The sequence below is a fragment of the Sphingomonas ginkgonis genome (assembly GCF_003970925.1).
Taxonomy (GTDB): Bacteria; Pseudomonadota; Alphaproteobacteria; order Sphingomonadales; family Sphingomonadaceae; genus Sphingomicrobium; species Sphingomicrobium ginkgonis.
Map to the genome: position 1 here is coordinate 2691139 of NZ_RWJF01000001.1, position 22445 is coordinate 2713583.

19 protein-coding genes are annotated in these 22445 nt (G+C 67.9%); 6 read left to right on the forward strand and 13 right to left on the reverse strand.

Translation table 11 applies throughout. The features are described 5' to 3' along the window. Positions 1 to 22: 22 nt before the first annotated feature. From HMF7854_RS12980 to HMF7854_RS12990, 3 genes are read right to left on the reverse strand one after another with little or no spacing between them, the layout of a single operon-like run. The gene (locus HMF7854_RS12980; protein ID WP_126720224.1) at positions 23 to 1450 is read right to left on the reverse strand and encodes an ammonium transporter; all 1428 of its coding nucleotides are present in this window, start codon (positions 1448 to 1450) and stop codon (positions 23 to 25) included. A 19-nt stretch (positions 1451 to 1469) separates the two neighbouring features. Continuing rightward, a complete protein-coding gene (locus HMF7854_RS12985; protein WP_126720225.1) occupies positions 1470 to 1808 on the reverse strand; it encodes a P-II family nitrogen regulator in 339 nt (112 codons plus the stop codon). A gap of 13 nt (positions 1809 to 1821) precedes the next feature. Beyond that, the gene (locus tag HMF7854_RS12990) at positions 1822 to 2562 is read right to left on the reverse strand and encodes a TorF family putative porin (RefSeq protein WP_126719563.1); all 741 of its coding nucleotides are present in this window, start codon (positions 2560 to 2562) and stop codon (positions 1822 to 1824) included. A 207-nt stretch (positions 2563 to 2769) separates the two neighbouring features. Here HMF7854_RS12990 and HMF7854_RS12995 point away from each other — a divergent pair, with 207 nt between their 5' ends. Further along, on the forward strand, positions 2770 to 3639 hold the full coding sequence (locus HMF7854_RS12995; protein ID WP_126719565.1) for an SMP-30/gluconolactonase/LRE family protein: 870 nt from the start codon (positions 2770 to 2772) through the stop codon (positions 3637 to 3639). Here HMF7854_RS12995 and HMF7854_RS13000 read toward each other — a convergent pair. Next, the gene (locus tag HMF7854_RS13000; RefSeq protein WP_126719567.1) at positions 3629 to 4948 is read right to left on the reverse strand and encodes a sugar MFS transporter; all 1320 of its coding nucleotides are present in this window, start codon (positions 4946 to 4948) and stop codon (positions 3629 to 3631) included. The genes HMF7854_RS12995 and HMF7854_RS13000 overlap by 11 nt on opposite strands. A gap of 280 nt (positions 4949 to 5228) precedes the next feature. On the opposite strand from HMF7854_RS13000, the gene HMF7854_RS16190 reads away from it, so the two are divergent. From HMF7854_RS16190 to HMF7854_RS13010, 3 genes are all read left to right on the forward strand, one after another. Then, a complete protein-coding gene (locus HMF7854_RS16190; RefSeq protein ID WP_275402010.1) occupies positions 5229 to 5357 on the forward strand; it encodes a hypothetical protein in 129 nt (42 codons plus the stop codon). Positions 5358 to 5567: 210 nt separating this feature from the next. Continuing rightward, complete coding sequence (gene glnA / locus HMF7854_RS13005; RefSeq protein WP_126719569.1) at positions 5568 to 6980, forward strand: type I glutamate--ammonia ligase; 1413 nt, start codon at positions 5568 to 5570, stop codon at positions 6978 to 6980. A gap of 86 nt (positions 6981 to 7066) precedes the next feature. Then, a complete protein-coding gene (locus HMF7854_RS13010) occupies positions 7067 to 7993 on the forward strand; it encodes a PilZ domain-containing protein (protein ID WP_126719571.1) in 927 nt (308 codons plus the stop codon). Here HMF7854_RS13010 and HMF7854_RS13015 read toward each other — a convergent pair. Genes HMF7854_RS13015 through HMF7854_RS13040 form a run of 6 tightly spaced genes read right to left on the reverse strand, consistent with a single transcriptional unit; the run spans position 7950 to position 18659 of the window. Beyond that, positions 7950 to 9446: a hypothetical protein gene (locus HMF7854_RS13015; RefSeq protein ID WP_126719573.1), complete on the reverse strand. Its 1497-nt coding sequence runs from the start codon at positions 9444 to 9446 to the stop codon at positions 7950 to 7952. The genes HMF7854_RS13010 and HMF7854_RS13015 overlap by 44 nt on opposite strands. Positions 9447 to 9484: 38 nt before the next feature. After that, entirely contained in the window at positions 9485 to 10753 is a 1269-nt protein-coding gene (locus HMF7854_RS13020) for an MFS transporter (protein ID WP_126719575.1), read from the reverse strand. Further along, on the reverse strand, positions 10750 to 12162 hold the full coding sequence (locus HMF7854_RS13025; protein WP_126719577.1) for an amino acid permease: 1413 nt from the start codon (positions 12160 to 12162) through the stop codon (positions 10750 to 10752). The genes HMF7854_RS13020 and HMF7854_RS13025 overlap by 4 nt, the downstream gene beginning before the upstream one ends. 50 nt (positions 12163 to 12212) lie before the next feature. Continuing rightward, complete coding sequence (locus HMF7854_RS13030; RefSeq protein WP_239016982.1) at positions 12213 to 16382, reverse strand: translocation/assembly module TamB domain-containing protein; 4170 nt, start codon at positions 16380 to 16382, stop codon at positions 12213 to 12215. 1 nt (position 16383) lies between these two features. Beyond that, positions 16384 to 18393: an autotransporter assembly complex protein TamA gene (locus HMF7854_RS13035; protein WP_126719579.1), complete on the reverse strand. Its 2010-nt coding sequence runs from the start codon at positions 18391 to 18393 to the stop codon at positions 16384 to 16386. A 56-nt stretch (positions 18394 to 18449) separates the two neighbouring features. Continuing rightward, positions 18450 to 18659 (reverse strand): hypothetical protein, encoded by a 210-nt coding sequence (locus HMF7854_RS13040; RefSeq protein WP_126719581.1) that lies wholly within the window; start codon positions 18657 to 18659, stop codon positions 18450 to 18452. Between the two features lie 115 nt (positions 18660 to 18774). Here HMF7854_RS13040 and HMF7854_RS15850 point away from each other — a divergent pair, with 115 nt between their 5' ends. Beyond that, a complete protein-coding gene (locus tag HMF7854_RS15850; RefSeq protein ID WP_185829281.1) occupies positions 18775 to 18951 on the forward strand; it encodes a hypothetical protein in 177 nt (58 codons plus the stop codon). Here the strand turns inward: HMF7854_RS15850 and HMF7854_RS13045 are convergent. Continuing rightward, positions 18948 to 19598 (reverse strand): S24 family peptidase, encoded by a 651-nt coding sequence (locus HMF7854_RS13045; protein ID WP_126719583.1) that lies wholly within the window; start codon positions 19596 to 19598, stop codon positions 18948 to 18950. The two genes, HMF7854_RS15850 and HMF7854_RS13045, sit on opposite strands and share 4 nt — an antisense overlap. A gap of 117 nt (positions 19599 to 19715) precedes the next feature. On the opposite strand from HMF7854_RS13045, the gene HMF7854_RS13050 reads away from it, so the two are divergent. Next, positions 19716 to 20564 (forward strand): hypothetical protein, encoded by an 849-nt coding sequence (locus tag HMF7854_RS13050; protein ID WP_126719585.1) that lies wholly within the window; start codon positions 19716 to 19718, stop codon positions 20562 to 20564. On the opposite strand, the gene HMF7854_RS13055 is transcribed toward HMF7854_RS13050, so the two are convergent. Both HMF7854_RS13055 and HMF7854_RS13060 read right to left on the reverse strand, forming a co-directional pair. Beyond that, on the reverse strand, positions 20561 to 20902 hold the full coding sequence (locus tag HMF7854_RS13055; protein ID WP_185829282.1) for a DUF2335 domain-containing protein: 342 nt from the start codon (positions 20900 to 20902) through the stop codon (positions 20561 to 20563). The genes HMF7854_RS13050 and HMF7854_RS13055 overlap by 4 nt on opposite strands. A 534-nt stretch (positions 20903 to 21436) precedes the next feature. Beyond that, on the reverse strand, positions 21437 to 22354 hold the full coding sequence (locus HMF7854_RS13060; RefSeq protein ID WP_126719589.1) for an IS1595 family transposase: 918 nt from the start codon (positions 22352 to 22354) through the stop codon (positions 21437 to 21439). Positions 22355 to 22445: the final 91 nt, after the last annotated feature.

The window sequence follows — 22445 nt, forward strand, 5'->3', positions numbered from 1 at the left end:
CAGGCCCCTGCCGTGTCAGTCTTCACATGTTGTAGGCGCGCTCGCCATGCTCGTTGATATCGAGCCCCTCGCGTTCCGCATCCGTGCTCGGACGCAGGCCGATGGTCTTGTCGATCGCGAAGTAGAGGATCGCCGATCCGATCCCTGACCAGAGCAAGGTGACCACCACCGCCTTGACCTGGGTCAAGACCTGGCCGGCCATGTCGTAGGTCCCCGGCACCGCGGGGAACTTCGTATAGTCGAACCAGCCCTGCCCGCCGAGCCGCGGGTCGGCAACGATGCCGGTGGCGATCGCCCCGACGATCCCGCCGATGCAGTGCACCCCGAATACGTCGAGCGTGTCGTCGTACTTCAGCCGGTTCTTCACCGTGGAGACGAAGAAGAAGCAGATCGGCGAGACGATGAAGCCGAGCAGGATCGACGTCATTGGCGCGGCAAACCCCGAGGCGGGGGTGATCGCGACGAGTCCGGCCACCGCGCCGGAGGCGGCACCGAGCATCGACGGCTTCTTGTGCACCAGCTGATCGCAGATCGCCCAGCTGACCGCCGCCGCCGCCGTCGCGACGAAGGTGTTGATGAAGGCGACGCCGGCGACGCCGTTGGCCTCGAGATTGGAGCCGGCGTTGAAGCCGAACCAGCCGACCCACAGCAGCGAGGCGCCGATCATGGTCATGACCAGCGAGTGCGGCGGGGTTGCTTCCTTGCCGAACCCGACCCGCTTGCCGATCATCAGGCAGCCGACCAGCCCCGCGATCCCGGCATTGATGTGGACCACCGTGCCGCCCGCGAAATCGAGCGCGCCCATCTGGTATAGATAGCCGGCGTCGGTGGTGTTGGCGGGAAGGAAGTCCGGTCCGGCGAAATACCAGACCATGTGCGCGAGCGGGAAGTAGACGATCGTCAGCCATAGCACGACGAAGATCATCAGCGGAGTGAACTTCACCCGTTCCGCGAACGCTCCCACAATCAGCGCCGGGGTGATGCAGGCGAAGGTCATCTGAAAGATGACGTAGGCATATTCGGGAATGTAGACGTTGTTGGAGAAGGTCGCCGCGTAGGTCGATGCGCTGACCCCCATGAGGAACGCCTTGCTGAGCCCGCCGACGAATGGCGTCGCGCCGCCGGTGAAGGCCAGCGAGTAGCCCCAGCTGCACCACACCAGCGAGGCGACCGAGACGATCATCAGCACCTGCATCAGCACGCTCAGCATGTTCTTGGCGCGCACCAGCCCACCATAGAACAGTGCGAGCGCCGGGACGCTCATCAGCAGCACCAGCGCGGACGACACCAGCATCCACACCGTGTCCGCCTTGTTGACCATCCCGGCCATCTGCGTGGCGTCGGGCGCCTGAATCAGCGCCGGCGCGGCGGCGGGCGCGGCCTGCGCCAGCAGCGGCGCGCCCCAGGCGGCGAGCCCGATAAACGCCGCCGCCTTCGTCAAAGTTGTCATACGCATGCCTGCCATCCCCCTAGAGCGCATCCTGATCCCGCTCGCCGGTGCGGATCCGCACCGCCGATTCCAGATCGACCACGAAGACCTTGCCGTCACCGATCGACCCGGTGCGCGCCGACTGCTCGATCGTCTCCACGACCCGGCCGACCATCGGATCCTCGATCGCGATCTCCAGCTTGATCTTGGGGACGAGGCTCGTCTGATATTCGGCCCCGCGGTAGATTTCGGGTTGGCCCTTCTGCCGCCCGTATCCGCGGACCTCGGACACGGTCAGTCCTTCGACGCCGACGCTCGCAAGCGCCTCCCGGACCTCGTCGAGCTTGAACGGCTTGATGATGGCGATCACCAGCTTCATCATGTTCCCCTTGCTAGAAGCTCACCCCGACCGAGCCGACCACGCCGGCGCCGCCGATGCTGCGGCCCGACGGGCTCTCGAAATGCTTGTCGGTGTCGACGTACGACAGGCCGAAGGTCAGGTTCTTGAGGGCGTAGGCCGCGCCGACGTTCCAGTCGGTGTAGTGCCGGTACGGCGCCGTCAGGTAGCTCGGTCCCCAGCTGTGACCGAGATGGCCGGTCAGGCTGAGCGAGGTCTTGGGAACCGCGTAGCTGAGGTCGCCCGCGAGATAGAGGTTGTCGTCCCGCGCATGGGCCGCGGCGATCCCGTGCTGCTTGGGCGCATAGTTGGCAGTGACCTTGGCAGTGACCGGCCCGAACGCCTGCGCGACCGAGACATAGGGTTCGACGAAGTCTGTGTTGGCCCCGCCCGAACCCGGGTAATAATAATAGAGCACGCCGCCGTCGAACGTGGTCCCGCCCTTGGTCGTGTGCTTGTACCCGGCAATGAGGTCGAGTTCGGCGTCGCCCCCGTTGGCGATATAGTCGTCGATCGAGCTGCCCCAGAAGGTGGCGTAGAACCCGCTCGAATGGCTCAGCGTGCCCGTGCCCTGGATCGCGAAGCGGCGGTTGGTCTGGCTGATCCCGCGAAAGCGGTAATCGGTGACGATCGCGGCGCCGCCGCTGACTGCGAACCCGCCGCCGAGATCGGCGGCTTCAGCCGGCGCGCTGCTCATCACCAGCAGCAGCGCGGGCACTCCCAAGAACAATCGCATCACAACCCCCTTTGCAAGAAGCATTGATCCTCCTCACGCCGGCATGCCTCGCTACGTCCGGGCTGCTCTGCTCTGATTTCTAGAGGCTCGACGGAAATGCTGCAGTGCACAACGCGAGAAATTCACCGCTGGAGCGAAGTATTAACGCGAGCGCCGGTGCGCCTTCGCGGCTTCCCAAGCCGACCGGCCTGGGGCAACAGGCAGGACATGGATCAGCCAATCTGCGTCTGGCCGGTAGCGGCCACCCTCGGCGAGGGCCCCGTCTGGGTCGAGCGCGACCAGGCCCTCTGGTTCGTCGATATCAAGCAGCAGAAGATCCACCGCTACGATCCCGCCGATGGCGGGCGGCGAAGCTGGGACAGTCCCGAGCAGGTCGGCTTCGTGCTACCCGCCGACGATGGCGCGTTCGTCGCCGGGCTGCAGAGCGGGCTGCACCGCTTCGACCCGGCGGAGGGATCGTTCGAGCGTCTCTGCCGCGTCGACGAGGACCTCCGCGGCCACCGGCTGAACGACGGGGTCGTGGACCCATCCGGGCGGCTCTGGTTCGGGACGATGGACGATGACGAGAGCGGGCCGACTGGGCGCTACTATAGCTATTTCCGGGGCGAGCTGGTGCGGCAGCCGATCGGCGGTTTCACCGTCACCAACGGGCCCGCCTTCTCGCCCGACGGCCGGCTGATCTACTTCACCGACACCCACGCCGACCGGATCTGGCGCGCGCCTGTCGACCGCGACGGCAAGCTCGGCGAACCGGAGCCGTTCGTCGAGATCGGCGCCGGCAACGGACATCCGGACGGGCCCTCGGTGGATTCGCAGGGATTCGTCTGGACCGCCCAGTTTGGCGGCGCCCGGGCGCTTCGCTACTCGCCCGACGGCGAGCTGGTGGGAATGGTCGCCTTCTCCGTCCCGAACGTCACCAAGGTCGCATTCGGCGGGGCGGATCGAAGCACCGGCTACGCCACTACCGCCCGGCTGTTCATGAGCGACGAGCAGGTCGCCGACCGGCCGCAGGCCGGGGCCCTCTTCGCCTTCGCGCTCGAGGTCCCCGGCCTGCCCTGCCCGCTCGTCAGCCTCTGAGGTCGGCTTCGAGCGGCGGCGCCGGCTGGCGGGCATAAAGCCCGAACGCCAAAATAATCGCGTAGCAGATCGCCGGCAGGAGCAGCGCGAAGGCGAGGCTCTTGGACGTATCCGCCAGGACGCCGGTCAGCAGCGGGACGACCGCGCCGCCGAAGATGGCGATGTTGATGATCCCCGAGCCGTCCGCCGCGCGCGGCCCCAGCTTCTCGCAGGCGAGGCTGAAGAGGGTCGGGAACATGATCGAGTTCATCAGCCCGATCGCCAGCAGTGAATAGGCGGCGACCTGGCCGGTCGAGTTGGCCGAGACGGCGATGAGCGCAATCGCCCCGGTCGCCACGGCTGCGAGCACCAGCCCCGGGTTGACCACCCGAAGCACCGCCGAGCCGATGAAGCGGCCGACCATGGCCCCGCCCCAATAGTACATGATCATCTTGCCGGCGTCGGCGTCGGTCAGCCCGAGCACGCTCTTCTGCATCAGGTAATTGACAATCAGCGAACCGATCGAGACCTCGGCGCCGACGTAGAGAAAGATGCACAGCGCGCCGAAGCCGAAGCGGGTACGGCGGACCAGCTGGAAGCCGGCAAGCGGCGGGCTATGGTCGTGCTGCTCGCCCTTCAGCCGGTTGCGGAACAGGAACACCGCCCCGGCGATCACCGCCAGCGCGAGCGCCAGCCCGATGTAGGTATTGACGATCGCCTTGGTCTCGGCGCTGCGATAGGCGTCGAGCGCGGGGCCGCTCAGCTGGGCCGCGGTGACACCGGCGAGACCGCCGAGGATCAGCGCCGAGCCGACCCGCGGGAAGATCGTCGTGCCGAGGCTGTTGAACGCCTGCGCGAAGGTCAGCCGGCTGTGCACCGTGCGCGCCGGTCCGAGCAGACTGATCAGCGGGTTGGAGACGACCTGGACCACCACGACGCCGCTCGCCAACACGAACAGCGCAAGCAGGAAGAGTCCATAGGTCGCATAGGCGCTGGCGGGAATGAACAGGAGGCAGCCGACCATCATCGTCAGCAGCCCGGCGATCGCGCCGCGCATGTAACCGATCCGTTTGACCAGCTGGGCGCCGGGAATGCCGATCACCAGATAGGCGGTGAAAAAGCAGAACTGCACCAGCATCGCCTGCGTGTAGCTCAGCGTGAACAGCTCCTTCAGCTTGGGAATGATCACGTCGTTGAGCGAGGTGATCCCACCGAAGATGAAGAACAGCGCCATGACGAACAGGCGCAGCTCGGGGGCATCGACGCTCTGCGCCTCGTCCTCGATCGGGTTCGAATCGGTGCTGCTGCTGGCCGCGGGAGCGAGCGCCATCAGGCCTGCCCTCCGCAAGTCGGCAAGTTGGTGTGACGGCTTTTGTTCATGGTCATTCTCTCCTCGTCCGCTTGGCTAATGGCGTGCGCGGTGGGGCGCAATGGCTCAGCCCCGCGCGCGCATAGCTATGCGTTCGCGCACGCCCTGCCCGTCCGTGTCCCCGGTCCGCTCCGATCTGGATGTTCAATGGCGCTATTCGGCACCGGTCCCGCCGTTCACAGCTTGATGCCGTGACCGCCGGCACCGCGCCGGCCACCCGGACTGCGGAAGGAAGCTCGCGATGAAGAAGGCCTGGATCACGCCCGAGGTCAGGACCATCCCGGTCGACACCGCGATCAGCCAGCTGCTTGCCAACGTGCTGCGTGAGCGCGACGAGGCCGGCGAGCCCCGGGTCGCCGCTCGACGCTGAACCTGGAGGCAGAAACATGAGACCGTCGTCCGGCGCCCCAGTGCGCTCGGCGAGGCTCTCTCGCGCCCGCTTCCGGCCTACCCGACGATCGGCTCGTCGATCGTTCCGTTGAAAATTTCACTCGGCCGCTGACTCTCCGCGCGACCGCTGGGAATAGGGCGGCTCGGTCGCCTTCGGGGCGGCGAATCGATCAACTGGAGTTTCACGATCATGGCGGCGAGCGCTGGCGACATTCTTTCGCGCATCAAGGACGAGGAGATCGAGTGGGTCGACCTCCGCTTCACCGATCCCAAGGGCAAGTGGCAGCACCTGACCATGGCCTCGGGCGTGATCGACGAGGACATGCTGACCGACGGCTTCATGTTCGACGGCTCGTCGATCGCCGGCTGGAAGGCGATCAACGAGAGCGACATGATCCTCATGCCGGATCTCGAGGCTGTCTTCGTCGATCCGTTCAGCGCGACCCCGATGATGATCCTGGTCTGCAACGTGGTCGAGCCCTCGACCGGCGACCTCTACGCCCGCGACCCGCGCTCCACCGCGACCCGCGCCGAGGCGTATCTCAAGTCGACCGGGATCGGCGACACGGTGTTCGTCGGACCCGAGGCCGAGTTCTTCATGTTCGACGATGTCCGCTTCGAGGACAGCTACAACGCCTCGGGCTACCGCCTCGACGACATCGAGCTGCCGACCAACACCAACCGCGAATATGAGGGTGGTAACCTAGCCCACCGGCCGCGCGCCAAGGGTGGCTACTTCCCGGTCGCGCCGGTCGACAGCGCGCAGGACATCCGCGCCGAGATGGTCTCGACCATGCTCGAGATGGGCCTGCCCTGCGACAAGCACCACCACGAGGTCGCCGCCGCTCAGCACGAGCTCGGCCTGACCTACGGCACGCTGGTCCAGACGGCCGACCGCATGCAGGTCTACAAGTATGTCGTTCACATGGTCGCCAACGCCTACGGCAAGACCGCGACCTTCATGCCCAAGCCGATCGCCAAGGATAACGGCTCGGGCATGCACACCCACATGTCGATCTGGAACGGCGGCAAGCCGCTGTTCGCCGGCAACGGCTATGCGGGGCTGAGCGACACCGCGCTCTACTTCATCGGCGGCGTCATCAAGCACGCCCGCGCGCTGAACGCCTTCACCAACCCGACCACCAACAGCTACAAGCGGCTGGTTCCAGGGTTCGAGGCGCCGGTTCTCCTTGCCTACTCGAGCCGCAACCGCTCGGCCTCGTGCCGCATTCCCTACGGTGCGGGCGAGAAGGCGAAGCGGGTCGAGTTCCGCTTCCCCGACGCGATGGCGAACCCCTATCTTGCCTATGCGGCGCTGCTGATGGCCGGTCTCGACGGCATCCAGAACCGCATCCATCCGGGCGAGGCGATGGACAAGAACCTCTACGACCTGCCGCCGGCCGAGCTCGTCAACGTGCCGACCGTCTGCGGCTCGCTCCGCGAGGCGCTGAACGCGCTGTCGAACGACCGCGCCTTCCTTACCCGCGGCGACGTCTTCACCGACGACCAGATCGATGCCTACATCGAGATCAAGTGGGACGAGGTCATGCGCTGGGAGACGACCCCGAGCCCGGTCGAGTTCGACATGTACTATTCGTCGTAAGCGGCCCAGCTCCAAGCCAACCCTATCTTAACCCCTCGCGGCGTAGGGTCCCCATCGGGGCACCTACGTGTGCGAGGGGTTAATACATGAATTCGTTCCGCTCGAAGATTCTGTCCGGCGAGCCGCTGGGCGAGCCGCTGCTGAAGACCAGCAAGAAGCGGCAGAACCGCCTCGAGGGCGACGATCTCAAGGCGGTACCGATCCCGCGGGCGGAAGGCCGCAACGCCGATCACCGCGGCGAGGACCGTCACCGGCTGGTCGGCGAGCAGGTCATCCTCAACAGCGCCGAGGGCGAGCATGAGGCGCGGCTGATCAACCTGTCGGGGGGCGGGGCCATGGTCGAGTGCGACGCCGACCTCCCGATGTGGGAAAAGGTCGAACTCGTGCTCGGCGGCAAGGCCGGGGTCGAATGCGTCGTCCGCTGGATCCGCGATGGACGCTTCGGGCTCGAGTTCGCGCACGAGACCAAGCTCGACTGTTCGCCGGAGGAGCGGAACGCGCTACTCCGCGAGGTGCTCGAGCGCAATTTCGCCGACCCCATCCTGCTGGAGCCGCGCGCCGAGGCGCCCGAACCCGAGCAGCCGGCTGGCACCACGACTCCGTTCGACGAGCAGAGCAGCCGCGAGCCGCGGCACCCGCTGATCTGGTCGGGCTGCATCCACTATAATCACGAGAGCACCGCGGTGCGCCTCCGCAACATCTCCAGCGCGGGCGCGCAGATCGATTGTCCGCTGGCGCTGCAGGCCGGGGTCAAGCTGCTGCTCGACCTCGAGGAGGCGGGCACCATCTTCGCCGAGGTGATGTGGGCGCGCGGCGACCTAGTCGGGCTGAAGTTCGAGGCGCCCTTCGAGGTTTCCTCGCTCGCCCGCAAGAAGCCCGAGGTGGCGCCCAGCCAATGGGAACAGCCGGTCTACCTGCGCGATTCCGGGCGCGCGTCGCCGTGGGCGTCGCACTGGCAGCGCAAGTCGATCAGCGACCTGAAATCGGAGCTCGAGGGCTTCCTGAAGCGCTAGGCAGGCGCACGTCCCTGCGGACGTGGACCACCGCCCAGCGGTCCTGGTAGATGCGCCGGAACTGCCCCGACGCGTCGATCAGGCGCAGCATGTCCTTGTCGTTCGGCGAAAAGATCGTCCAGGTGAAGCCCCAGCGCCGCTGCAATCCGGCGAACAGCCGCGCGTCGCCCTTCGTCATCGCATAATAGTCGTCGAAGTAGCGTTCCTTGTAGACGTCGCCGCCGCGGCCATCGATGTAGGGGCGGATGCCGCTCAGGATCAGCGGCCCGCCGAAGCTGTAATTGTTCATCACCCGCTGGGTGCGAAGCACGGGCGGCAGCTTGGCGATGGCCGTGAACGGCGTCGCATTATTGTCCGCGACGACGAGCGGGATCGCGGCGCGCACTCCGGCCGCCATGATCGCGAGCAGAACGAGCATGGGAACCACGCCGCGCGACCAGCGCGAATTGGCGAGCGCGACGCCGAGCTCCTCGCGCGGGGCGATCCACCCGCGCTCGCGAGCGATCGGTTCGGCCAGCAACAGCGCGGCGACGATCGAGAAGATGGTCTGGTGGCGGACGTGCGCCATAGCCAGGTAGAGCAGTCCGAGGAACAGCAGCAGCCGCCAAGGCGGAAGGCGGATTCCGCGCCACAGCACATAGGCGGCGGTGGCCATCATCGGCACCCCGAACCACCACTGCGCCGCCGGGACCGTCGGCTGGAACTCGCCGATCGCGACGGCGGCCGTGCTGCCGAAGATGCCGAACGGCACCAGCAGCCCGTCAAGCCCGTGCGGGTTGAGCAGCGCGGCAGCAGTGCAGGCCAGCCCGAGCGCCGCCCAGCGGAGGAAGGTGCGGCGGCGATCCTCGGTCTGGGTCAGCGCTTCCATCGCGAACGGCGCAAACAGCGCGATCCCGACCGCGAAGCTCGCGTGGAGGTTGACCCAGGCCACGAACAGCAGCGCCCACCACAGCGAAGGCACGCGGTCGGCGTCGCGCGCGCGGAGCAGCACGACCGTCCACAGCGCGACGAGCGGCAGGCCAAGCACCAGCGGCCGCGCCAGCGTCAGCAGGAGCAGCACCGGCATCAGCAGCACGCAGGTGGCCGCCAGTTGCAGCGGCGGGCCGCGGCGCCGCACCTCCAGCCCGATCGCCAGGAACGTCGCGGCGATGCTCAGCCCGACCAGCGCGGCGAGCCCCGCCGGGCCGGCGGCCATCCAGGCGAGCCCGAGCAGCAGCGCGCCGAGCCACTCATGGTCGATCCACGGCGTCCCGAGCGCGGTGTAGGAAAAGGGATCCGCCATCGGGATGGCGCGATGCGCGACCATCCAGCGCGCGGTGGCGAGATGCCAGCTGGTATCGCCGTCGCGGAACACCGAGGGGCTGCTCGCCAGCATTGGCGGGATCAGCACCACGAAGACCAGCAGCAGGACGAGGTCGAGCCGCGCCGACGCACGGCCCGCCTCATGCCTCACTGCATCATCGAGCTGCCGGTCCCCCATTGCCACCAGCGTCAGTCCTCCGCGATCCGGCTGGTACGGCGGGTTTCCGGCAGCAGCAGGAAGGCGATCGTTGCCACCGCGAGCAGTGCCGTCACGTACCACGCGAACCCCCCCTCGCGGCCGGCCTGCTTGAACCATAGGGCGACATATTCCGCCGTGCCCCCGAACAACGCGTTGCCGATCGCGTAGGGCAAGGCGACACCCAGCGTGCGCAGCCCGGCCGGGAACAGCTCCGCCTTCACCACCGCGCTGATCGAGGTGTAGGCCGCGGTCAGCACCAGCGGGATCATCACCAGCGGCAGCGCCTCGCCAGGGCTGCGCACCCCGGCCAGCGCCCCGAACACCGGCACCGAGGCGAGCATGCCGCCGATGCCGAACAGCAGCAGCAGCGGCTTGCGCCCGACACGGTCGGCAAGCCAGCCGAACGCCGGCTGGAGCAGCATGAACAGGAACAGCGCAACCGTCATCACCTCGGTGGCGGCGGGCTTGTCGAGGTGCGCGGTGTTGACCAGGAATTTCTGCAGATAGGTGGTGTAGGCATAGAAGCTGCAGCTTCCACCGGCGGTGATCGCCGCCACCAGCAGCACCTCGCGGCGATGGTCGCGCCACAGCGCCGCGATGCTCGACTTCTCGCGGTCGGGATGCAGTCCCTGGAAGCTCGCGGTCTCCTCGAGATGCCGCCGCAACCAGTAGACCAGCAGCGCGAGCAGGGTCCCGATCGCAAAGGGGATGCGCCAACCCCAGGCGGTGAGCTCCGCCTCGCTCAACCGGGACTGGAGCAGGAGCAGCACCGCAAGCGAGAGCAGCTGGCCGCCGACCAGCGTCACATACTGGAAGCTCGACCAGAAGCCGCGGTGCGCTCGGCTCGCCATTTCCGACAGGTAGGTCGCGCTGGCGCCATATTCGCCGCCGACCGACAGCCCTTGCATCAGCCGGGCGACGAGCAGGATGGCGGGCGCGAGGAGGCCGGCGGTCGCATAGGTCGGCGCCACCGCGATCAGCAGCGAGCCGCCCGCCATCAGCGCGACCGACAGCGTCAGCCCCGCCTTGCGCCCGTGGCGGTCGCCATAGACCCCCATCAGCCACGCCCCGATCGGCCTCATCAGGAACCCCACGGCGAAGATCGCCGCGGCCGACAGCAGCTGCGCGGTGTAGTCGGCCTTGGGGAAGAAGACGGTCGCGAAATAGATGCTCAGCGAGCTGTAGGCGTAGAAGTCATACCATTCGACGAGGTTGCCCGCCGAGCCGATGAGGATGTTGCGGAGCCGGGCGAGGTTCACGCGGCGGCGCGCGCCCGAGCCGCGGCTGCACTGCCGTAGACGACGTAGAGCAGCAGCCCGATCGCCTGCGCGCCGAGGAAGAAGAGCTGGGTTCGGACCGGCAGGCTGATGAAGAGGTAGAGGCAACCGAGGATCCCGATCACCCCGACCAGTCCCGCCGCGGGAGTGCGGAAGCGGCGCTCGCGGCCCGGCTCGCGGCGGCGCATCACCAGCATCGCCGCGCATACCGCGACGAAGGCGGCGAGCGTTCCGGCGTTGGCGAGCGCGGCAATGCTCGACAGCGGGAACAGTCCGGCAATCACCGCGACCACCACCGCGGTGAAGATGGTGATACGCACCGGCGTGCCGCGGCTCGAGACCCGGGCGAGGCTTCCTGGCAGCAGCCCGTCGCGCGCCACGGTGAAGAAGATCCGGCTCTGGCCGTAGAAGAAGGCGAGGATGACGGTCGGCAGCGCGATCACCGCCGACGCGCCGAGGATCCGCGCCGCCCAGCCCTGCCCGATGTCGCGCAGGATCAGCGCCAGCGGCTCGGGACTGTCGGCGAATCGGGTGTAGGCGAGCGCTCCGATCGCGGCCGCGGCAACCAGCATGTAGATGGCCACGCACACCACCATCGAGCCGACGATCCCGATCGACAGGTCGCGCCCCGGGTTCTTGGCTTCCTCCGCCGCGGTGGCGATCGCGTCGAATCCGTAGAAGGCGAAGAAGATGATCGCCGCCGCCGCCATCACGCCGACCTCGCTGCCGGCGGGGCCGCTGCGCGGGAAGCCGTAGGGCATGAAGGGGTGGAAGTTGGCATCGTTGAAGTGCGGCAGCGCGACCGCGACGAACAGCGCCAGCGCGGCGAGCTTCACCACCACGAGAATGGCGTTGAGCGTTGCGCTCTCGCGGGTGCCGGCGATCAGCAGCCCCGCGACCACCGCGATGATGAAGACGGCAGGCAGGTTGATGATTCCACCCAGCTCGGGGCCGTTCACCAGTTCCTTGGGGAGGCCCAGCCCGACGCTGTCGAGGAACCCCGCGGCATAGCCCGACCAACCGACTGCCACCGCGCTCACCACCAGGCTATATTCGAGGATCAGCGCCACCCCGATCATCCAGGCGATCAGCTCGCCGAAGACGACGTAGGAGTAGGTGTAGGCGCTGCCCGAGGCGGGGATCATCGTCGCCACCTCGGCATAGGCGAGCGCGGCGCAGGCGCAGATCACGCCCGCGATCGCGAAGGAAAGGATGACCGCCGGGCCGGCCTTGCCCGCTCCTACGCCGATCAGCGTGAGAATGCCCGTCCCGACGATCGCGCCGACGCCCAGCGCGACGAGGTGCGGCCAGCTCAGCGTCTGCGCCAGCCGATGATGTTCCGCCAGTTCCTCGCGCGCCACGACGGCCTTGCGGTAGTTCCACTGCTTCACGCTGTTCCCCCCTACTCTTGCGGCCAGCCTAGCCGCGCCGGGCGGGACGCTCAATAATCCTTGCTGACCCTGAGGTTCGCGCTGGTCCGGCCAATCGTCGACACGCTCGACAGGAGCGAGAGCCAGCGGGTGATCTGATACTCGATCCGCGTCGCCGAATAGCCCTGCCCGTCGGTGATCACCTCCACGAACAGCTTGCGCCCGAGATATTTGCCGGCCGACAGCGCGGTCTTCTGACCCGACGCGACGTCGGCCGGGAGCACCCGCAGCCGGTCGAGCCCGACCGCGCGCCGCAGCGAGTTCAACGGGTCGAGCCCGCGCCCGCCGCTGCGCAGCGCGTTGACCGCCGCGGCGAGCTGCAGCGCATCCGCCGGCGCGAGATTGGTGATCGAGGTGCCGAACAGAAGGCGCGAGAGAAGCTCGTCCTGTGGCAGTGCGGGGACACTGGTGAAGCTGATCTCGGGCTTGTTGCTGGTGCCGCCGACACGCACCGTCGCCTCGATGCCCTGCAGCTGCGCATCGGCGCTGATGTCCAGCGTGGGATCGGGCGGCGTTTCGCCCTGGAAGCGGATCACGCCGCGGTCGAGGCGGAAGCTTCGGCCGGCGAAGTCATAGTCGCCGCGCACCAGGTTGGCGGTGCCGGTGAAGCGCGGCGCATCAACCGTGCCGCCGATGGCCAGTCGGGTCGTCCACAGGCTGCTGATGCCCAGCCCGCGCACGTCGAGGTTGCCGCCGTCGAGCTTCAGGTCGAGCGTCCACGGGTGGAGCTGGTCGAGCGTGATCTCCTCACTGGTGTCGAGCCCGGTGTGGCGAACCTGGAGCGTCGGGACGCCCGCCGTCGACCCCGCCCGGCCGAGGGTGAAGCGGCCCCGATTGAGCTTGAAGTCGCCACCGATCCGGCCGCCGCCGCCGTTCGAGCGGATGGTCAGCGGCCCGGTCACCTGCGCGGCGATGTCGTCGCGGTCGATCATCCGCGCGTTGGCGGCGTTGAAGGCGAGGTCGAGCGAGGGCGAGCCGCCGGAGAAGTCGATCTTCCCGCGCCCGCTGATCGATCCACCGCCGGGCGTAGCGCCGCCGAGCTGGTCGAACACCAGCCGCGATCCGGCGAAGGAACCGTGGGCCTGGAGGTCGGTGACGACAAGCCCGGTGACCGCGCTCTCCAGCCGCGCCCCGGTGGCGCGGATCGAGCCCCGGATCTGCGGATCGAGCAGCCGCCCGCCGATATCCGCGCCCACTGCCACCGGCCCGCCGAGATCGACGATCCGCACCCCGGACAGCCGCCACAGCGTGTCGGCGGGGCCGGAATAGCGAAGCTGCGCGAACAGCGGGGCACCCAGCAGCTGCGCGACGATCGGGCCCTGCCGCGACAGTGGCGAGAAGCGCGCCTGGGCGCGACCGATCACCTGCCCATGGTCGGCGGCCACCGCGCGGACCGCGGCCTGACCATCGGTGAGCACCGCCGCGATTCCGACGTCGATCGGTCGCGAGGCGAGCGTCAGGCCCGACCGCGCCAAGCCGCGCACCAGCAGATTGGCCCGCCCGGTCGGCCGACCGCCGTTCCAGGCATAGTCGATGCGCCCATTGGCCACCCCCTCGAGTCCCAGCCCGGGCACGAGGATGGCCAGCGCGCCGAGCGGCATCCCGCTGAGCTCGGCGCTGAGCTGCGGCCGCTCGCCGGTCCGACCCGACATTGTCGCGGTGCCGCCGGCGAACTGCACCCGCGTCGGGGCGATCGCCCAGCCATCGCCGTCGCGGGTGATGACGGCCGCCGACTGGAGCACCAGCGGCCGTCGCTCGACGTTGCCGCGACCGGTCAGGACGATGCGGTCCGGCGACACGTCGGCCAGTACCGAGAAGTCGAACCCGCGCCCGCGGGTGCCGGCGACGGCGGCGCGGACCTGCCCCCGCCCGTTCACCAAACTGGCGTTGGCCTGCACCCGAGAGAAGGCCAGCGCACCGGCGCTCACCCCGCGCGCGTTGAGCACGCCGGTGACGGTGGTCCGTCCGTCAATCAGCAGCACGGTGCCATCGATCCGGCCCGCCTGGATCGTCACCCCGGCCAGCGTCGCGTCATTGGCGGTAAGGTGCGCATCGATTCGCTGGTGCTCCTGCTCGGGGGCGAACTGCAGCTCGCCGGCGAGCGCGCCGGCAAGGCCCAGTTGGCCGCTGAACCCGCCCGGATCGGAGCGCAGCCGACCGCTCGCCTCCGTTCCCCCGACGGCAAGCGAGGCGATCACCAGGCTCGTCGGGCCGCCGGGCGGCAGCAGGATCTGGCCGATGCTGGTGAACGCGCCGAGGCTGGACCCGCCCGCCGCGCGATAGTCGAACCCGCCGCCGCTCGGCAGCAGCGACAGCCGCACCCCCGCCAGCCCCAGCCCGTCGTTCGGCCGCGCCAGCAGCAGCTCGATCCGTGGCCGCTCGATGGGACCGTCGAGGACCAGCCGGAACGGCCCGTAGCGCGCCTGGCGTCCGCTGCCCTCGATGTGGAACGTCCCGTCGCGGCGGCGGTAGCCCGCACCGACAAACGCCAGCCAGGGCGCCGACAATCGGAGATTGGTGAAGTGGAGGACGCCGTCCTCGCCGCGCGCGAGGTCGGTGGTGAGATGGGGTAGGCCGCCGGCGAGCTCGGCGAAGAAGCGGTTGTCGAGCCGCCGCACCCACGCCTCGCCGCGCCCCGCCACCCGGTTCCGCCCGTTCGCGCCGGGCAGCACCCGCAACTCGCTGGTCACGTCGACAATCCCCAGCCCGGGGATGCGATAGCGGGTAAGCCCGCCCGAAATGAGGATGTCGAAGCGTCCGCTGGCGAGGTCGAGCATCAGCGACACCCGCCCGTTGAGCTTGTCGCTGGTGAAGGCGAGCCTGTCGCCGCGGACCAGCCTGGGCGTCACGGCGAGCAGGCCCTCCAGCCGCGCATTGGCGAGGATCTGCCCGGCCGCATCGCCAATGCCGGTGATCCGCCGCGCCTGCAGCCTCAACGGCAGTCGCAGCGGCCATGCCGACAAGCGTCCCCGACCCTCCGCGCGAACGTCGACGAACCCCGTCGTGTCGAACGTCACGGCGGGGGAGGTCAGGCGGTAGGCATAGGTGGCGGTGTCGAACGGTCCGTCGAGCGTCCACACCAGCCGGACCTTCTCGCCCCGCATGTTGGGAAACAGCGCGGCGGGGCGGAGCAGGTCGAGCCCGACATTGACCCCGTCGTAGGCGTTGCGTGCGAGGTCGAGCGTCCCGCGGGCAACCGCGCGAAGCTCGGGCGTGGCGGCGACCAGCCGGCCCGTCACGCGGCGGTCGCGCAAGGTCGCCTCGCCGCGGAGCGTCACCATCGGCGCGGTCAGCCGCTGCAGCTTGCCGGTCGCGTAGGGCGCCACCGCGACCCGGCCGGCGAGGGAGTAGCGGCCCGCGCTGGCGCCGATCAGCAGCCGCGCCGCCGGGCGCCCCGACAGGTCGAGCAGCGCTCTTCCACCCCAGCGCGTCCAGCTGCCGCTTCCCCCGACGTCGAGCTGCATCGGCCGGCGCATCCCGACCAACGCGGGCAGCAGCCCGTCCGCCGGCGCCCGCACCCGCGCCTGCAGGTCGAAGCGGTCGCGGTCGGGCTCGGCGTCGAGGAGCAGCATCGCCCGGTCGCCGCCGCGGTCGAACGCGGCCCGGAGTTCGATCAGCGCCCGTCCGGCGCGGATCTCCGCGCTTCCCGCGAGCGAGCCGGTGCGGGGAGTACCGGTCACGCCGGTGGCCAGCTCGAGCCGCTCGATGCCGAGCTCGCCGAGATGGATGTTGAAGTCGGGCAGGATCCGCCCGCGCCGCCCGGTCGGCCGCAGCGCGGGCCGGCGCAGCAGGATCACCCGCTGCGCCGTCAGCCGGTCGATCATCAGCCCGCGGGTCAGCCAGGCGCCGGGCGACCAGTCGAGTACCACGTCGGGCGCGGTCAGGAATACGCCGCGCGGGTCGCTCACCTCGACCGAGCGGAGGTGCGAGACGCCGAACACGCTGCCGTCGATCCGCCCGATGCGGATCCGCAGTCCCGAGGCGGTTTCCAGTGCGCCGAGCCGGTCGACGATGAAGCGATGGCCCGGCGCGGTGTCGAGGAAGACGAGGCCGCCCGCCGCGAGCAGAAGCAACGAAACGAGCAACGCGACCATTTCCCGCGCCAAGCGATTGGCCCAGTGGCGTCGCCGCACGACGACCAGTGCCGGCCCGGCATCGGGTCGGTCGGTGACGACCTCCACGTTAGAAGGCCTGCCCGAGCGAGACGACGACCGCGATCCGGCTGTCGCCGGCGCGGCGGTTGAGCGGGGTTCCGACGTCGATCCGCAGCGGCCCGAAGCTGCTGTAGTAGCGCACCCCGATCCCGGTCCCGAGCTGCCAGCGGCGAAGGCTCGGCAGCGGATCGGTCGACAGGGTCCCGCCGTCGAGGAACGGGACGATGCCGAAGCTGCCCACCCGGACCCGCGCCTCGAGCGCAAACTCCATCAGGCTGCGGCCGCCGATGGGGTTGCCGCTGGCGTCCTTGGGGCCGAGCTCCTGGTAGCCATAGCCGCGGACCGAGCCGCCGCCGCCCGAATAGAAACGGCGCGACGGCGCGATCGCGTCGCGCGGCGCGCCGACGATCGTCCCGAGCCGGATCCGCCCCGCCGCGACCACTCGCGACGACAGCGGCCGGTAGGCGCTTCCGTCGATCTGCACCCGGGTATAGCCGAACGTCCCGTCCTGCAGGCTCAGCTCGGGGCTCACCCGTCCGCCGAGCCGGAAGCCGCGGCTGGGATCGAGCAGGCTGTCGCTGCCGTCGTAGTTGAGGCTGCCCGGCAGCGCGGCGATGAAGAAGGTGCGGCGGCGCGGCAGGCTGGTGGCGGGGTCGACGTCCCGCTCGTCCGACGCGACCAGCTCGGGACCGAGGCTGAAGGTCCATTTCTTCTGCCAGATGAAAGTAGACTGGCGCTCGACGTTGGCGGCGAGGTCGAGCGTCCGGGCTTCGTAGCCGGGTCGGTCGAGATGGCTGGCGCTGGCAGTGACGTTGAGCGCCTGATCGCGCCGCCGCCAGTTGCTTCGGCGCAGCGTTACGCCGGCGCTCTGCTCTTGCGTTCCGAGCACGCCGGCCACGGTCAGCGCGCCCTCGGGGTTGAAGAAGTTGCGGTGCTGCCAGCTGGCCTGCCCGCGCACGCCCTCGCCGGTGCCGTAGCCGAGCTCGCCCGAGACGGTGCGGAACGGCGCGGGGGAGAGCCGGACGTCGAGGTCGACGACCTGCGGATCGGCAGTCGGCACCGCCCGGATTTCCGCGCCCGCTACCAGCCCGGTGGCGATCAGCGCCCGGCGCAGGTCGTCGACCCGATCCTGGCGGTAGCGTTCGCCGGGGCGGAAGCGGGCGATCACCCCGACATGTCGGGCGTCGAACGGCGGCGAGCCGCTCACCCGCAGCCGGCCGAAGCGCTGGAAGGGCCCGGGCGAGACCGGCAGAACCAGCCGCGCGACATGGGTTTCATGATCGACCACGATATCCTGTTGCCCGACCGTCGCCACCGCGAAGCCGCGCTCGCCCAGAGCCACCTTGAGCGCCACGCCGGCGTCGATCACGTCCTGGGCGACGACGGCGTCTCCCTCATGCACCGCGAAGCTGCGGCGGAGCGCGGCGGCATCCTCCCCGGCCGCCTCCAGACCCGGCAGGGCGACCGAGGCGAAGCGGTAGGCCTGCCCCGGCATCGCGGCGAGCACCACCTCGACCCGCTCGCCCTCCAGCCTGGCGCTCGGCTCGACGCTCGCGTCATAATAGCTCTGCGAGCGGAGCAGCTCGGCAAGCAGTTCAGCGTCCGAACCCGCGCGGCGGTCGATCTGGGCGGCGTTGGCGGCGCGGCGGCGGTCACCCTCCAGCGCGCTCTGCTCACGGAAGCTGCGGAGCAGCGCCTCGCCGCCGATCGAGCCCAGCCCGGTAATGGTGAGATGATAGGGCCGCTGCTGCGCCGTCTCCGCCGCACGGCTGTTGCGGCTCGGACGAGCGGTCTCGGGCGGCGGGGTGGTGCCGGGCGCCTCGGGCGCGGGCGGGAGCCGCGACAGGTCGGGCCAGTCCACGCCCAATCCGGGCATCGGGTCGAGCGGCGCGTCGGGATCGACTTCGGCCCCGGGCGGCCGCGGGGCCGCGGGCGGCGGCGGGACCGGCTGCGCGCGCAGCGGAGCGGCCATGGCCATGGCGACACCGGCGCCGACCAGCAGCCGGCGGGCCCGCCCTCCCCTCGCGTCGGTCCTCATCGGCCACGGTCCTAGTCAGCGCGGATGAACCGTACCAGACCGCCGGACCAACAAATTCAGTGGACGGTGCCGGCGGTCTCGCGCTGGCTGAGGAGCGCAATCACCCGTTCGATCTGCCGCCAATGGCAGAAGCGGAGCACGTTGCCGGCGTCCCGGCTCTGCTCGGCCAGCAGCGCCGCCTCGTAGCCGGCGTCATCGCCGAACCGCTCGAGCAGCCCGGTGGCATCGGTCAGGGCGATACGGCTGGAGATGAACGGCTCTTCCATGCCCAGCCTCTAGCCGGCCCCGCTTTGCAATAGGTTCAAGGGACAGGGTCAACGCTTCGTTCACCATGTTCGAGCGCGAGTGGACCCGCGGCGCGGCTGGTGTATGGCACCCGCCATGCGCCAGCCTGCCCCCATGTCCGCCGGGATCCTCATTGCCATCGGCGCCATCGCCGGCTTCGCCTTCGGACTGCTCCGCGGGGAGACCAACTGGTGGACCTTCGTCGGCACGATCGCCGGGGCCGCCGCCGCGCTGCTCGTCTACCTCGTCGACCGCACCCGCCGCCGCGGCTAGGCGATCCGCCGCGCCGCCCAGATCACCCGGCCGATGATGCTGAGCTGCTCGAGGCTGCAGTCGGGCCAGTCGGCGTAGGCGGGGTTGTCGGACTGGACGGTGATCCGCCGGGTGACGGGGTGGATCGCCAGCCGCTTGACCATCAGCGCCTCGTCCAGCCGAAGCACGTAGATCCCGTCGCGCAGCCGTTCGACCCCGTCGCTCTGGTCGATCAGGATGTCGTCGCCGTCGGCGAGGGTCGACGCCATGCTGTCGCCCTCGACCCGGATCAGCGTGAGATCCTGCACCGCCGAGCCGGTCAGGTTGCGCAGCCAGCGCTCGTCGAACGCGAAATAGGGCGGCCGCTTGGCCTCGTCGTCGGTGTAGGCGCCGGGCCCCGCCGAAGCGCGGATCTCGATGCGGCTGATGGGAATCAGCCCGCGCGAGCCGTTGCCAGGCACCTCGGGCGCGCCGAGCAGGGTCTCGGGAACGTCGAAGTAGCGCGCCAGGGTCCGGCGGTCGCGCTCGTCGAGTCGCTTGGGCACGCCGCGCTTGACGAATTGCTGGATGTAGGCCGGGTTGCGCCCGATCAGGCGCGACAGGCCGGCAAAGTCTTCCCCGCGCTCGGCGCACAGGCGATTCAGGACGTCACGAGGACTGCCGGGCATGGTTTGTTCTACGCATAGGAAAGTGCCTAGACAAGTGGCGATGTTATACATTACATACCCAGCCAAGGCAGGAGGGTGCAGATGTTAGCGCCTAGCCGCGTCTGGAGCCTTCGAGAGATGCTTGAACTCAATGCGTTGCCCTTCCTTGGTGCGGCAACAACCATGGCTCGTTTGCACAGCATACTTACGAACTTGGCTGAGGATCATGGTGATGAGTCTGCAAGTGGCTCAGCAAAAACCGTTAATCCTATACTGGACAAGTTCAAAGCGGAGGCAGCAGCGATCGGGGCGCGCTTGGCCGTAAAGGCTGTCGATCGGCTGTCCGCTGCCTTGCAGGCCCCGGAATGCACTCTTTCCGTCAAGGACCTGACGGCCGCGATTTTCCAAATCGAAAGTAGGTTCGCGGACTATTTGGAGGACGTTCAATTCTTTGCGTTAAGCGAACACGAATCAGCAATGATGGGGTCCGCCGACACGCTCGTTGCAATGGACGGCTTCAGCGTCCTTTTCCCGGCAGCCTCGTTCGAGGCTGAGGAGGCGGCCAAGTGCATCGCCTTAGGCAGGCACACTGCAGCCGTCTTCCATTCGATGAGGATGTTGGAGATTGGGATCAAGGCGTTGGCGAAGCGCCTTTCCATACCAAGCCCTACTAAGTCGGCAGAGAAGAACTGGAAATTCATCTTAGATTCTATTCGGGCAAAGGTCGATGAGCTCTACCCAGCTGGTAAGCGCCTTCCCCATTCAGAAGGAGCCGCTTTCGAGGACTTGCTAGTTAATCTGGAAGCCGTTCGTAACCCGTGGCGTAACGCTACCATGCATGTCGAAAATATATATGCCCCGCACGAAGCGCTCCACATAACGAGGTGCTCGACGTTTTTCATGGTTAAACTGTCGAGTTTAACTGACGAGGCGGGCTGTCCGTCCGGGGCCGAGCAGCAGCTACTTGAGGGCGGCACGCGCGCCTAGTCTCCGCCTTTCCGACCCCGAATGATTGCGCCCACAGTCCCGAGGGCTCCTGCTCCCAAGAACGCAATGGCTAGCTTTTCATGGCCTAAATAGGCGGAAAGGATCGCGCCGACAATCAAAAGCGCCAAGGCGAGGAAGCCGTAAAGCCGACCATCCCGGGTGTCCTTTATGTCGCCATCGAGCGCCATTCGCTGCATGTCGTGGTTATGCTGCAAATTGCTCTCAGCCATCGAGATGATCCGATCGGCGGACCCTGGTAGAATGCTTTCATACTCACGAAGGTGACGCGGGTGAGCAATTGGCCCAGAGAAGCGCTCCTCGGCAACTAGCCCAATCATCTGGGCGACTACCTGCTTCCGCTGTGGACCGGAAACGACGCTGCCAATGCGTTTGGTAATCTCCTGCTCGATCTCCTCCTGAATCTCAGGGAGCGGAGCAGACTTTGGGTTGCTTGCGGGAGGCTTCCCCAATTTGGCGATACTCCACTTCCGACTGGGAAAGGGCTCTTGATACCCCGTTCCATGCCTCTAGCAAGGACGCATCAATGCTCTCCGCTCTTCCGTACCGACGAGGAGTGAAGAAAAACATTGGCGCTGTGAAGCCTTCAATGAGCCCGCGACGGAAGGCTTTAGATCCAAGCCTGAAAGTGCCCGCTGACATAGTCTCTATCTAACCTCTCTCCGAGGGAATTCCAACTGCCTTGCGCAAGGGCGGGTTTCCCGTCCCTTAACGCCGGCGCTCCCTAACTAGTTTCTCAAGCACCTCAACGGCCCTTTCTGGGTCGAGTTCGCCAGCGTTGATCAACCTTTCGGCCTCTCGCTTGAACCGCTCGCTTTGCTCTTCCGCGCTCTCGAGGTGCTTCTTGGGAGGCATCAGGCCCTCGCAGCAGTTGTTTGATAGGTGAGGCGCTTTCCGACGATACCCTTCAGCATCAGATCGGCACGCGCCGCGTCGTCAACGCCCACCTTCTCCCGGTGGCTATAGCGAAACTCGAACTCGGCGAGATAGCGGTGCAGGTGCTTCTCGGCGCAATGCTGGTAGACGCCGCGCATACCACGCTTGAAGATGCTGAACGCGCCCTCAACGGTGTTGGTGGTCACGTCGCCGCGGACGTACTCCTTGTTATAGTGATGCACCGCCGAGTGCTCGGCAAACTCGCGCCCGATCTTGCGATACATGACATGTTCGTCGGTCATCAAGCGAGCTTCACGCGACAGGTTCTCTAGAACGATGCCCTGGATCTGCTTGCCGCCGTCAACGTGGAAGAGTCGGCTCTTGCCGGTGTTGCGATCGACGAGGCCGAGCACAGTCATCTTGTGGCCCCAGCCACCCTTCGGCACTTCCCGGCCAGCCTTACGACCGATGTAGGTCTCGTCGACTTCAACCGCGCCGCCCTCATGGCCGAACGGGGTAAGATCGCCTTCGCGCATGGCCTCGCGGATGCGGTGCGACATGAACCAGGCGGTCTTCAAGGTGACGCCAAGGATGCGGTGCAGCTGGTTCGAACTGATGCCCTTCTTGCTGCCAGCGACAAGGAAGATCGCCTGGAGCCAGACGTTGAGGGCAACCTTGCTGCTCTCAAAGATGGTGCCCATGCGGACGGTGAAGGGCTTACGGCACTGATAGCACTTGTAGAGGCCGGGACGGGTGCTCTTGCCCGCCAGCTTGCCGATGCGCTCGACGCCGCCACAGTGCGGGCAAACCGGACCCTGCGGCCATACGCGAGCCTCAACGAAAGCGAACGCGGCGTCTTCGTTGTGGAAGTGCGGGGCGGAGAGCTTGCTGGCCATTCACCCTAGGTAATTTCTCACCGTGGGTATGTCAAGTATAATATCGCCAGACAAGTAGGAATTGAAAAGGAATGAATCGTCGTGCCGAGTC